Here is a 12,675-nt window from a genome sequence, read left to right as displayed (position 1 = left end):
GCCCGGGCGTGTGCCGCTCAGCCTGAGGTGCCAGGTGCGCTCAACCAGCCTTGCGGGGCTTGGGCCTGCAGCGCAGCAGCGGCCTCGCGGCCCAGGGCCTCGGCATCGGCCAGGGTCTGCACCGCGGCGCAGCGTTCGGCCGACAGCAGGCCAGCCTGTTCCGGGTGACCCAGGCGCACACGCAGGCGCAGCACGTCCTGGCCAGCGTAGGTCTGCCAGTCGCCGAACGCGGCCAGGGGCATGGAGCAGCTGCCGCCCAGGGCGCGGGAGACGGCCCGCTCGGCGGCGGTGGCCAGCCAGGTGGGCTGGTGCGCCAGGTCGAGCAGTGCGGTCTGCAGCTCGCTTGGCGTGGCGTGAGGGCTGGTGCCTGGCAGCTGACGGATTTCCAGGCCCAAGGCGCCCTGACCGGCCGCGGGCAGCATGGTGTCGGTGTCGATGAACTGGCGGATGCGCTCTCCCAAGCCCAGGCGCTTGAGGCCGGCGGCTGCCAGCACGATGGCGTCGTACAAGCCTTCGTCGAGCTTGCGCAGGCGGGTGTCGAGGTTGCCGCGCAGGGGCTCGATGCGCAGGTCGGGGCGCAAGGCGCGCAACTGCGTCAGGCGGCGCAGGCTGGAGGTGCCGACCACCGCGCCTTGCGGCAGGTCTTGCAGCGAGGCGTGGTGTGGCGACACCAGCGCGTCGCGCGGGTCTTCGCGCGCCATGACGGCGGCCAGCACGAAGCCTTCGGGCAGCTCCATGGGCACGTCTTTGAGCGAGTGCACGGCCAGGTCGGCGTGACCGGCTTCCAGCGCGACTTCGAGCTCCTTGACGAACAGACCCTTGCCACCGACTTTCGAGAGCGCACGGTCGAGGATCTGGTCGCCCTGCGTCGTCATGCCCAGCAGGCTCACGGTGCGGCCAAAGCGCTGCTGGAGCAGGTCGCGCACGTGCTCGGCCTGCCACAGGGCGAGTCGGCTTTCGCGGGTGGCAATGACCCAGGGGCGCAGGGTGGGCGGTGTCGTGGACGTATCGGCGGTCATGTGCCGATGCTAACAGCCGCGCTGTGCGACCGGAGTCCGACAACCCCTCAGCCCGTCAGTGCGCTGCGGCGTTTTTGCGTCTGGTGGATGTAGTGCTGCAGGCTGCGGTCGTGGCCCTGCAGTTGGGTCAGTTCGCAGCCCAGGCGCACGCCGCGGGTGTCGGGGTGGATGGGCGTGATGTGGTGGATGACGAGGCCCACGTCCATCACCGTGTCGGCGTCCAGGCGGATGGTGCATTGCCCGATGCGCACGCCCGACGAGATGGCCGGCACGTTGTCGGGCAGGAAGAGGGCCACACCGCTGAGGCTGACGTCCAGCACGCGCAGGGACAGGCGCATGTCGTGCATGGCCGGGTGGCGGAACTCGGCGACCGGGCCGTGGGACGACAGCGGTTGCACGCGGAAGGCCGAGCGCCGCTGGAAGCGGAAGGCCACTTGCGGCAGGCGAGCGTTGAGGGCTTCGTTGGGGCCGCGCACATGCACCAGGCCGTCGATGTCGAACTGGACCTTGATGCGATCGAGGAAGACCACCGCGACCACCTCGTCCGAGGTGAGCACCGCTTGCATGGCGTCGTCGCTGCCGTCGGCACCGAAGGAGATCAGGCCCAGCCGGGTGTCGATGCCGCACAGCAGCGTGGTGTAGCTGTCGCCTTGTGCGTTGGACAGCGTGACCAGCGCGCGCTGCGCCTGGACCTGCTCCAGCAGCGCCAGGATGTCGATGCTGGCGGTGATGCGGTAGTCGTCCAGCGATTCCTGGACAGCGCGTGAAGTGGGCATGGGGTGGCGGGGTGTCGGCCCGCGTCAGTGCATTCTGCCGGGCTCGCCGACCATGTGGCCGAGCTCGTTGAGCTAGGGCTCCGCCAGGTTGCGGATCTCGGCGTCGTTGACCAGGATGCGCTGCATGATGCGCGATTTGAGCGCCAACTCGGATGGGCCCATCGGGTGTTCCGTGGCGGCGTGCTTGAGGCGCCCAATCAGGACCGCGCAGGCGCCTTCGAGCTTGACGACCCGGTCCCAGTCGCCCGATCGGGCGGCGTTCAGCATGTCCAGGCTGGCGTGCTCGATGGCTTCGTAGTAGCTCAGCAGGTTGCCGGCCAGGGCCTCTTCGTCAGGGGCGGTGATCAGTTCAGGGGCGTTCATGCGTGCACCTCCATGCCACCACGGACCACGTCGGTCTGGGTGGGCTTGATGTTTTGCCAGGCGTCGCGGATGGGCTGCATCAGGTTCTGGCATTCGTCGAGGATGGCCTCGTCGTTGCGCAGGTTGGCCTGGGTCAGGCGCAGGCAAACGTAGGTGTAGAGGCCATGGAGGTTCTGGGCCAGCTCGCCGCCGGCTTGCAGGTCCAGGCTGGCCTTGAGGCCTTCGTCCACGATGCGCAGGGCGCGCGACAGGGCTTGGGCCTTGGCTTCGATGTCGCCCTTGCGCATGGCGCCACGGCCATCGGTGAGGGCTTCGAAAAAGCCGTCGAGCAGCAGTTTCACAAGCTGGTGGGGCGAGGCGCCGCTGATGCTGGTTTCCACGCCCACCTGACGGTAGAGGTTGGACTGCGTGCGGTCGCCTGTGGGCAGGGGGCGGGAGAAGGGGCTGGCAGGTGCGTACATCTTCAAGCTCTGCGAGGTGATCAGTGTTGAATGTGTTATCGACTTGCGGCGGGAAAGCTTGAAGGCCGCAGCCATGGAACAAGCCCCCATCAAGGCCCTTGTTCAAGCGCTTTTGTTGAGCGCGGCCAGTTGTGCCGTCACGTAGGTGGACAGACCGGTGAGCTTGGCCATGCTGGTGTCGAGCGCGCTGTATTGCTTGCGCAGTCGCGTCTCGATCAAGCCTGCACGGTCGTTGATGTCATCGATCTTGTCCTTGTTGCGCTTGATCGTGCTGTTGAGGCCGCTGGTGCTGTTCGCGATGGCGCCCGACGTGGTGTCCAGGATCTGCTTGGTCAGGTTCTTCACCCGCGTGCCGATGCCATTGAGCGACGAGTCGGTCTCGCTGCTGCCGGCAAAGAACTTCTGCAGTTCGCCCAGCTTGCCCATGGCGTCGTTGAACTTGCTTGACTTGGTGCTCAGCGTGCCGTCCTTGTTGATGTCGATGCCGATGTCCGACAGGCGACCGAAGGTGCTGGAGGCGCTCGTGTTGGAGCTGATCAGGCCGCGCATCTGCGACAACAGGCCCCGTGCGGTGGCGTTGCCTTGCAGCGGCCCACCCGTTTTCGAGGTCTCGTCGTACAGGGTCTGCACGCGGATGGTGCTGACCACGCTGTTGTAGGCGGTGACGAACTCGTTCACACCTTTGCTGATGCTGGCGGTGTCCAGGTCAACGTTGACGGTGGCCGGGGTCGTGGTCGTCTTGTTGAGCTTGAGGGTCACACCTTCGAGCACGTTGCTCATGGTGTTCGAGGCCGAGGACACATTCAGACCATTGATGGTGGCTTGCGCGTTCTGTGCCGTCTGCGTGCGCGACATGGCGCTGGTGTCGCCGGTGGCGGCGCTGTACGCCAGTGCAGACAGGCCGGGTGCGGTGCCTGATTCGGTCACGGACACACGGAAGGCGTTCTCTTCGCCGTTCTGCCCGCGCATGACCAGGCGTGCGCCCGAGGCGTCGGTCACGATGGAGGCGCTCACGCCCGCGTTGGCCGTGTTGATGCGGTCACGGATCTTCTCCAGCGTGTTGTCGCCGGGGCCGATGCTGATGTCCACGGCCGTGGCTGCGGCCTTGGCTGCAAAGGTCACGGCAGGCGGGGTCGTGCTGTTGTTGGTGGTGTACCTGCCCAGCTCGATGCGCAAGGTCCCCTCGCCCACGGGCGTGCTGCTGGCGGTGAAGGCCGAGCTGGCCACGGACTGCGCCGCCGCGAGTTGCGTCACGCTGACGGCGTAGTTGCCGGCCGCTGCGCCGCTGCTGGTGGTCACGCTCACGGCGGTGTCGTCGCTGGATTTCGCGGTGGTCGCGCTCCAGAAGCTGCTGTCCATGAGCTTGGACGCCGCGTCTTGCAAGGCGGAGAAGTTGCTCTGGATCTTGCCCCAGGTCGAAACCTGGGTTTGCAGTTTGGTGTTCTTGGTGGTCAGCGTGTCTGCGGGCTGCTTTTCCAGCGCCACCAACTTGGTGACGATGCTTTCAGCGTCCAGACCGCTGCCAACGCCGAGTGAGCTCAACGAGGCCATGGTGTGTTCCTCTCAAATGCGGTAGCGCCCGGGAAGCCGCTTTTGGCCACCCGGACGCCGTGCTCATCGACTTCTGCCGGGGAAACTTGATCCGCTCAGCCCCGTGGCCGTGAATTTCTGGCGATATCAGCCCTTCAAGAGGCTGAGCACCTGCTGAGGCAACTGGTTGGCCTGCGCCACCATGGCAGTACCCGCCTGCTGCAGGATCTGCGAGCGCGACAGGTTGGCGGTTTCCGCGGCAAAGTCGGCGTCCATGATCCGACCGCGGGCTGCGGCCTGGTTTTCCACGCTGACCTGCAGGTTCGAGATCACAGCCTCGAAGCGGTTCTGCGTGGCACCGAAGCTGGCGCGCTTGTCGTTGATGGCGTCCAGGGCCTTGTCGATGATGTTGATGGCGTCGTCCACTTGCGAGACGCTGGCGGCCGTGCCAGCCGTCGAGCCGGAAATGTTGCCGCCGATGGCCAGGCCGTTGGTGCCGTCCCAGTTGGTGGTGACCGTGGAGATCAGGTCCTGCACCGCAGAGGCCGAGGTCGAGGCCAGTGCCGAAGCGGCAGAGACCGCGGTGCCACCGCCGAGCAGGGCGCCCGTGACGTCGATGCGGTCCGTGGAGGCCGTGCCTGCGCCGACCTGGAAGGACAGCGTGGTCGCAGCACCCGAGGCAAACAGGGCCTGGTTGTTGAACTTGGTGCCTTGCACCGTGCGGTCGATTTCAGCCTGCAGCTGCTTGAATTCCTTCTGCAGGTTGTCGCGGTCGCCAGCGCTGTTGGTGGCGTTGCGGGACTGGACGGCGAGTTCACGCATGCGCTGCAGGTTGTCGGCGATCTTGCCGAGCGCGCCTTCTGCGGTCTGCGCCAGCGAGATGCCGTCGTTCGCGTTGCGGATCGCGACGTTCATGCCGCGCACCTGGGTGTTCATCCGCTCGGCGATGGCCAGGCCGGCCGCATCGTCCTTGGCAGAGTTGACGCGTGCACCTGAAGACAGGCGTTGCATCGACACGGCCAGCGAGTTCTGCGACATGTTGAGGTTTCGCTGAGCATTCATCGAAACCACGTTGGTGTTGATCGTTTGGGGCATGGTGCACTCCTAAAGAATCGAGAGACTCCCGGCTCGCATGCCGGCCGGCTTCAAACTGAAAAAGCTGGCCAAAGACTTTGCGAAAACCTTCGACCTGTGGGTTGAATATTCGGCCCATTCGCCCTCACGCAAAAACGGGATGTGCAGCGTTTTTGCCCTTCAGTTCTCGTCTTGCGTCGCCCCATGAAAAAAGCCGCCCCGAAGGGCGGCCTTGGTGTCGGGACACCACGCGTGGGTGGCGTCCTGAGGCGTGTGCCGGATCAGCGCAGCAGCGACAGCACCTGCTGGGGCAACTGGTTGGCCTGGGCCACCATCGCGGTGCCGGCCTGCTGCAGGATCTGCGAGCGCGACAGGTTCGCGGTTTCCGTGGCGAAGTCAGCGTCCACGATCCGGCCTCGTGCGGCAGCCTGGTTCTCGATGTTGGTCTGCAGGTTCGAGATCACAGCCTCGAAGCGGTTCTGCGAAGCACCGAAGTTGGCGCGCTTGTTGTTGACCAGGTCCAGGGCCTTGTCGATGGCGTTGATGGCGTCGTCCACTTGCGAGACGCCGGCAGCGGTGCCCGTGCTGGAGCCGTTGACGTTGCCGCCGATGGCGATGCCCTTGGTGCCGTCCCAGGTGCCGGTCACGGTGGAGACCAGGTCCTGCTCGGCGGTGGCCGAGGTCGAAGCGATGGCCGAGGCCACCGACACCGAGGTGCCGCCGCCCAGCACGGCGCCAGCGATGTCGATGCGGTCCGTGCTGTTGGTGCCTGCACCCACCTGGAAGGACAGGGTGGACGATGCACCGGAAGCGAACATGGCAGTGCCGTTGAACTTGGTGCCTTGCACGGTGCGGTCGATTTCCGACTGGAGTTCCTTGAACTCCTTTTGCAGGTTGTCGCGGTCGCCAGCGCTGTTGGTGGCGTTGCGAGACTGGACGGCCAGTTCACGCATGCGCTGCAGGTTGTCGCCGATCTTGCCGAGGGCACCTTCAGCGGTTTGCGCCAGCGAGATGCCGTCGTTGGCATTGCGCACTGCGACGTTCATGCCCTTGACTTGAGCGCTCATGCGCTCGGCGATGGCCAGGCCTGCTGCATCGTCGCGGGCCGAGTTGACTCGCAGACCAGAAGACAGGCGTTGCATGGACGTCGACAGGCTGGACTGCGACATGGACAGGTTGCGTTGCGCATTCAGCGAAACGACGTTGGTGTTAACAGAAGCGGCCATGATGTGATCCTTTGGCGGTGTTTACTACCCGGCGATAGCGCCGGCGAACAAGTGCTGAGGGGTTGGAAACTCTTCAGCTTTCCTGCCCGACGCTAGTCAGCCCATGCGCCCTCGTGGTGAAACCACTCGAAGCCCTTGGCCGGCTAACCGGACCCCGAAACCTTGCGATCCCGATGGTTTGTTTATCGTCCCGGGGTGCTGCGGTCTTGAGTGACTTTTTCCTCGTTTTGCAAGCTTGTGTGCACAGCCGCTGCTTGACGTTTTTTTGAAATGAGGAATCTTTTCGGCGCACTTGCCAGGATCTTGAGGACTTTGTTTTCCTAGACTGGTCAGGCCCCGAAAAAGGGCTTGAACCGCCATTTCCAGTCTCTTCCCGGGGTCGCCATGAACGTCATCCACAAGCCCGCATCTCGACAAAGCCGCCAGGCGCACCAGCACTGGGAACGCGGGGTGGCGCAGTCGCGCAAGGGACAGTGGGGCGAGGCGCTGCGGGCTTTTGAGGCTGCGCTCAAGATCGCACCCAAGGACGACGTCTATCTGGTGAATGCTGCCAAGGCAGCCCTGGAGAGCGACCGCATCGAGCAGGCGCTGGACTACAGCTTGCGTGCGCTGGCACGCAATCCCGCTTCAGAGGTGGCTTTGTTCATCCGGGTGGCCGCCTTGCAACGCATGCAGAACCATGCGGAAACGCTGGCTTACCTGCAAAGCGTGCCCGAGGAGCGCCGCAACAACCGCGAGTACTGGAGCGCCTTGGGCTGTGCCTTGCAGAACACCGGCAAGCAGCAAGAAGCCATCACGGCGTTCATGGAAGCGCTGACCATCCAGATGGACGATGCCATCACCCACTACCGCATGGGCATTTCCTTTTATGAGATGCAGCTCAAGGAAGAAGCCTCGGAATGCTTCCGCACGGGGTTGGTGCTTGGTCTGGGTGCCAACGCCCTGCACGTGCACGGCATGCTGGCCTACGCCGAGCGCGAAAATTGCCGCTGGGTGCAGGCCGCCGAGGAAGAGGCCAACATGCGCAGCATGGTGGACGCGCTCGACGACACGGCGCGCGTGATGACCGCACCGTTCGCCCACGTCACCTTGACCGATGACCCCCTGCACCAGCTCAAGGCGTGCCGGCTGATGTCCAACAACTTTGCCGACATCAAGCCGGTGGTGCGCCGGGAACGCGTGCGCCATGGCGAGCGCATCCGCGTGGGCTATGTGTCCGCCGACTTCCACCAGCACGCCACCAGTGTACTCATGGCCGAAGTGTTCGAGCACCACGACCGCAGCCGCTTCGAAGTTTTCCTCTACTCACACGGCCCCGACGACAAGACGCCCATGCGCCAACGCATCGAGGCCGCTGCCGAGCACTTCGTCGAACTGGCTGGCGCGTCCGACCAGGACATCGCACAGCGGATCGCCGATGACCAGCTCGACCTGCTGATTGACCTCAAGGGCTACACCGCGCAGAACCGCATGGGCGTGTTCGCCCGCCGGCCTGCGCCCGTGCAAGCCACTTACCTGGGCTTCCCGGGCACCACCGGGTCCACCTTCATCGACTACATCATCGGTGACCCTGTCGTCACGCCCCTCGCACACGAGGCGCACTTCTCTGAAAAGATCGCGCAGCTGCCTGTGTGCTACCAGCCCAACGACCGACAACGTCCGCGCCCTCAGCCCATGGACCGCAAGGCGGCGGGACTGCCGGAGGACGCCTTGGTCTTGTGCGGCTTCAACCAGGCCTACAAGATTTCGCCCGAAGTGCTGGACGTCTGGTGCGGCTTCCTGCGCGACATCCCGAACGCTGTGCTGTGGCTGCTGGACTGGCACGGCCAGGCCCGCCCGCACCTGGAAGAAGAGCTCTCGGTGCGTGGCGTTGACTTGGCCCGCATCCGCTGGGCGCCGCGCCTGGGCTTGGCCGATCACATCAACCGCACCCAGCTGGCCGACATCTTCATCGATGCCTGGCCCTGCAACGCGCACACCACCGCCAGCGACGCGTTGTGGGCCGGCCTGCCGGTGGTCACCTTCATGGGGCAGACCTTTGCGTCACGCGTGGCAGGCAGCTTGCTCAACGCGGTCGGCCTGTCCGAGTTGGCCACCGAAAGCCTGGCGGCCTACCGCGCCAAGGTGCTGGCCTTGGCGGCAGACCCGGCCGAGCGGGCGCGCATCCGAGCGCAACTGGCCGAGGCGCGCGATCAAGCGCCTCTGTTTGACAGCGCGCGTTACACGGCCGACTTGGAGCAGTTGCTGGAGCGCATGGTGGTGCGGCGCGATCATGGCGCGCGAGCGACCCACCTCGCCGCAATCGATGCGCGTCCTGCCTGAGTCCCATTAGTGGCATCGGTTGGCCAGGCTTTTTGCGCGCTCATGGCGCCGCCCGTTCCATAGACTGGCATCACGTCTTTCAGGAAAACCTCATGGAAATGCGCGCCGTTCACATTTGCATCGTTCAGCCCGTCGGCTACGTGCATTCCCTCGGGTTCTTGGACCAGGCGAGATACCTGCGTTACCAATTCAGGCGACTGGGCGCTGAAGTCACGCTCTCCAAGAACCGCCTCCGGCATGACGCGGTCAATGTGGTTTTCGGTGCTCACCTGGGTTTTGACGCTGAGCTGCGCACGCGCTACAGCTGCATCTTCGTGAACCTGGAGCAGATCGGCAGCGGTGGGGCGAGCGTGTCCCCGGAGTACCTGCGATTGCTGGCATCGTCGGCTGTTTTCGATTACGACCCAGGCAACGTGGCGGCCTACACCCCCCATGTGGACGACGTCCCCATCATCACGTTCTCCCACGCGCCCTACCTGGCGCCCGCTGCGGTGGCCATCGAAGACCGGCCCATCGACCTGCTTTTCTTTGGGAGCATGAACGAGCGGCGCAAGCGGATCATCCAGCAGATCGAAGACGCTGGTGGCAGCGTGACTGTCGTCAACGGCGCTGTGTATGGCCCGGAACGCGATGACTTGATCCGCCAAGCCAAAGCCGTCTTGAATTGCCACTATTACGAAAGCGCTCGTTTTGAACAGGCGCGTGTCTTCCAGTGCTTGTCCCTTGGCGCACCTGTTGTCAGTGAGCGCCTGCTGTCAGCTGCACCTCCCGCGCAGTTTGAGGACGCTGTTTTTTGGGTGCGTGATGGCGATTGGTCGGGGTTCGTTCGGGAGAAGCTCCGAGCGCCGGATTTTGGCGTGCAGGGCCGAGCCAAGCTGCAAGCTTTCCGCCAGCATGATGTGATCGAGCCGTATGCCGATGCGTTGGTTTTTGCGCTCGCTTACACCCAGACCCATCTCTCTAATCTGGCATCAGGCCCATGGCGCCCGAACAAGTTGCACATTGGCTCGGGGAAGGATTACAAGCCGGGTTGGCTCAACGTTGACATCCTCGCATCCGCCGAGCCCGATGTGGTGTTGAACCTTGCGCAGCCGCTTGAGTGGCCTTTGCATGTTCACGGTGATCAGGTCGGCGATGTGGAGCTCTGCGCCGATTCGCTGGATGTCATCTATGCGAATAACGTGTTGGAGCACGTCCCCGACTTGACCACGCTGATGGGCAACTGTCTGACGCTGCTGCGCGATGGCGGTCAGATGCAGATCGAAGTGCCTTACGAGCGCGCGAACGCTGCCTGGCAGGACCCAACGCACGTCCGCGCCATGAACGAGAACTCATGGATCTATTACGCCGATTGGTTCTGGTATCTGGGGTGGTTCGATCGCCGGTTCCAAGTTGCTAAGTTTGCCTACCTGGACGGCAGTCTCCGCGAGTGTGCGCGTGATGCTGCCAACTTCATGCGAGTCACCCTGACCAAACAGGCGACCACCTTGGGCGAGCGGATGACGGCTCGGACGATGCAGGCGAGCTTCGGCGGGCTGCCGGACGACATGGACGTGTTCGCGCACGACGATGCACCGCCTTCGGACGTGCCCGAGACGGCCTCGCAGCCAACTGTTGTTGTGGGCAAGCGCACGGAGCCGAGCCCTGCGCCCTGGGTGCTCATCTACCCTGCTCACGACGACGGCGTTACCGATAATTTTTCCCACGAAATGGCGGCCGCCTTGCGGGCTGAGGGGGAAGCCGTTGTCGAGCTGAACATGTCGACGGACTTGTCCGCCCAGTGGTCGCGCCTGCCGGCGACGCTCTCGGGCGTGATCACGATAGGCGCCTTGCCCTTGAACATCCAAGTGGGTGGAAGGCCGCTGGCTGAGCTGTTTGAATGCCCGGTTTATGCCTACCTCCTTGACTCGCCCATTTATGACTTGGCCCGCGTTCCTGCCACGCGGGACTTCATCCGTCGTGCCTGGGATAACGAGAAACTGGTTCCAATCCTGGCCGAGCGAAGCTATTTGCAATTGGGCCAGGGCGGGGCACAGCCTCTGTTGCCACCACAAGCCTTTTACCTGCCTTTCGCCGCGTTCACAGCGCCCGATGAGAGCCGACGCTCTGCAGCGGAGTTGCCTCAGCAGCAGCGCATCCTGGTGATCGGCGCTTTGGGCCAGGAGCTCTCAAGAGCCGCCATCCGGCAGGACCTCGAGGCGACTCTGATGTCCGCCAACGCTCCGGGTTTGGCTCACTCCGATGTGCATGCCTTGGCTGCTGCCATGATGAGCGCCAATGCCGCCGGTAACCCCTTGGTGACGGCGCACGCCCTCTTGTCTCTGAGCGGCAAAGACTTGTTCACCGACAGCATGATGACCTTGATGTGTGCGGGCGACTCTTTCCTCAAGCGAGTCCGCAGGGTACTCGCTGTGGAATCTCTGCGTGGCGTGCCTGTCGATTTCATCGGGCCGGGTTGGGACCAGGCCTTTGGGGATCAGGATGGCTTCCGCTTCCTGGGCTCGATGCCGCATGCCCAGTTGCCTGCCTTGATGCCGCTCTACCGAGGCGTTTTGAACCTCGACCCGAACTGGGACTGGGGTTGCCATGACCGCGCGTATTCTGCGTGGGCGCAGGGTGTGCCGGTGATGACGCACAACAACGCTGCCATTGTTGAGGAACGTGTGCCCGCAGCCATGGTTCACGCGTTCTCACCGAACGCGCCCGACCTCGCGGCAGTCGCCGATGAGTGGCTGGCACGGCCTGCCCCTCAAAGCGAGCCCTCCGCGGCGATGCTTCGCTGCGGATGGAACGAGCGCATCCGCACACTTCTCACGCGCCACCGGGCCTCATTGATCGCAACCGAGGCCGTCGCATCATGAGGGTCGCAGTCGCAGGCGGCGGCTGGTACGGCTGCCACATTGCTTCTTCGCTCAAGGCGCATGGCGTGAGCGTGGACCTGTTTGAGAAGAACGACTGCTTGTTCAGCGAAGCATCAGGCAACAACCAGTTCCGGCTGCACCAAGGGCTGCACTACGCCAGGTCGGCGCAAACGCGTTACCAATCTCGCGACGGTTATCACCGTTTCGCTGAGCGCTATCCCAAACTGTCCACGCCGGTCGAGAACAACATTTATCTCGTGCCCAAAGAAGCTTCGCTGATCGACTTTGACACCTACTTCTCCATCATGCTTTCCAGTGGCATCTCCATTGAGAAAATCCCATTGAAGAGCATCGATCACATTGACGCAGGCAGGTTTGAAGGCGCTGTGCGTTGCCAAGAGCGCGTTGTGCTGACCTCCGCTGCCCGTGGTTACTTCACCAAGCGCTTGAACGGCACGGTGAACCTGAACCATGCCGTGACAGAGGTTCAGCAGCGCGATGGACACGTGTGGGTCGATGGCGTGGCGTACGATCATTTCATTGACGCCACGTGGGGCGCCTTGCCCAGTGCAAGCGGTGAATCCGGCAGCGTTTACTTCGAGCCAACGCTGCTTCTTTACTACCGTCTGCGCGAAGACCTCTCCGCGCCATTTCCTGCCATCACTTTGGTGGACGGCGATTTGTGGTCCATCTACCCCACCGAGGACCCTGGCGTTTTCACCCTGTCTTCTGTGACCCACACGCCTCTGGGGCGTTACGAAAACAAGTCGCGCGCCTACGAAAGGCTTGCCGCAGTGGATGCGAACCTGATCGATGAGAAGCGCAGGTCCATGGAGGCAGAGGTTCACCCCTACATGCCTGGCTTCAAGGAGACGTTTACATTTGTTGGCCCACAGTTTGCGATCAAGACCAAACCCAAAGGTTTGTCTGAGAATCGAGCTTGTGGTGTCGCCGCGAACGGGCGGTGCTTCAACGTGCAGTCAGGAAAAATCGATAACATCTTCTATGCCACCGATCGAATTCTGGGCGCTTTGCTTTGATGC

The 12,675-nt window shown here is 63.7% G+C and carries 10 protein-coding genes; 3 read left to right on the top strand and 7 right to left on the bottom strand.

The window, feature by feature from the left end:
• Positions 1-17: 17 nt before the first annotated feature.
• The 7 genes from hemC to EV672_RS02650 all read right to left on the bottom strand — a co-directional run bounded on the left by hemC (position 18) and on the right by EV672_RS02650 (position 6,449).
• Positions 18-1,019, bottom strand: a complete 1,002-nt coding sequence (hemC, locus tag EV672_RS02680; protein ID WP_133606009.1) for a hydroxymethylbilane synthase — start codon at positions 1,017-1,019, stop codon at positions 18-20.
• Positions 1,020-1,066: 47 nt separating this feature from the next.
• Entirely contained in the window at positions 1,067-1,795 is a 729-nt protein-coding gene (locus tag EV672_RS02675; RefSeq protein WP_243738477.1) for a flagellar regulator YcgR PilZN domain-containing protein, read from the bottom strand.
• A 72-nt stretch (positions 1,796-1,867) separates the two neighbouring features.
• Complete coding sequence (locus EV672_RS02670) at positions 1,868-2,158, bottom strand: flagellar protein FliT (protein ID WP_424923099.1); 291 nt, start codon at positions 2,156-2,158, stop codon at positions 1,868-1,870.
• Entirely contained in the window at positions 2,155-2,619 is a 465-nt protein-coding gene (fliS, locus tag EV672_RS02665; protein WP_133606008.1) for a flagellar export chaperone FliS, read from the bottom strand. Before fliS ends, EV672_RS02670 begins: the two co-directional genes overlap by 4 nt.
• Before the next feature lie 102 nt (positions 2,620-2,721).
• The gene (fliD, locus tag EV672_RS02660; protein WP_133606007.1) at positions 2,722-4,170 is read right to left on the bottom strand and encodes a flagellar filament capping protein FliD; all 1,449 of its coding nucleotides are present in this window, start codon (positions 4,168-4,170) and stop codon (positions 2,722-2,724) included.
• Positions 4,171-4,296: 126 nt separating this feature from the next.
• The gene (locus EV672_RS02655) at positions 4,297-5,244 is read right to left on the bottom strand and encodes a flagellin N-terminal helical domain-containing protein (protein WP_133606006.1); all 948 of its coding nucleotides are present in this window, start codon (positions 5,242-5,244) and stop codon (positions 4,297-4,299) included.
• Positions 5,245-5,504: 260 nt separating this feature from the next.
• Positions 5,505-6,449: a flagellin N-terminal helical domain-containing protein gene (locus EV672_RS02650; RefSeq protein ID WP_133606005.1), complete on the bottom strand. Its 945-nt coding sequence runs from the start codon at positions 6,447-6,449 to the stop codon at positions 5,505-5,507.
• A 384-nt stretch (positions 6,450-6,833) separates the two neighbouring features.
• On the opposite strand from EV672_RS02650, the gene EV672_RS02645 reads away from it, so the two are divergent.
• The 3 genes from EV672_RS02645 to EV672_RS02635 all read left to right on the top strand — a co-directional run bounded on the left by EV672_RS02645 (position 6,834) and on the right by EV672_RS02635 (position 12,672).
• On the top strand, positions 6,834-8,771 hold the full coding sequence (locus EV672_RS02645; RefSeq protein ID WP_133606004.1) for an O-linked N-acetylglucosamine transferase, SPINDLY family protein: 1,938 nt from the start codon (positions 6,834-6,836) through the stop codon (positions 8,769-8,771).
• A gap of 92 nt (positions 8,772-8,863) precedes the next feature.
• On the top strand, positions 8,864-11,632 hold the full coding sequence (locus EV672_RS18790) for a methyltransferase domain-containing protein (RefSeq protein WP_208110686.1): 2,769 nt from the start codon (positions 8,864-8,866) through the stop codon (positions 11,630-11,632).
• Complete coding sequence (locus EV672_RS02635; protein ID WP_166643420.1) at positions 11,629-12,672, top strand: FAD-dependent oxidoreductase; 1,044 nt, start codon at positions 11,629-11,631, stop codon at positions 12,670-12,672. The genes EV672_RS18790 and EV672_RS02635 overlap by 4 nt, the downstream gene beginning before the upstream one ends.
• Positions 12,673-12,675: the final 3 nt, after the last annotated feature.

Source organism: Aquabacterium commune (genome assembly GCF_004362855.1).
GTDB classification, from domain to species: domain Bacteria; phylum Pseudomonadota; class Gammaproteobacteria; order Burkholderiales; family Burkholderiaceae_C; genus Aquabacterium; species Aquabacterium commune.
Note: the sequence above shows the minus strand (reverse complement) of the source record. Positions and strands in the feature narration are given on the sequence as shown.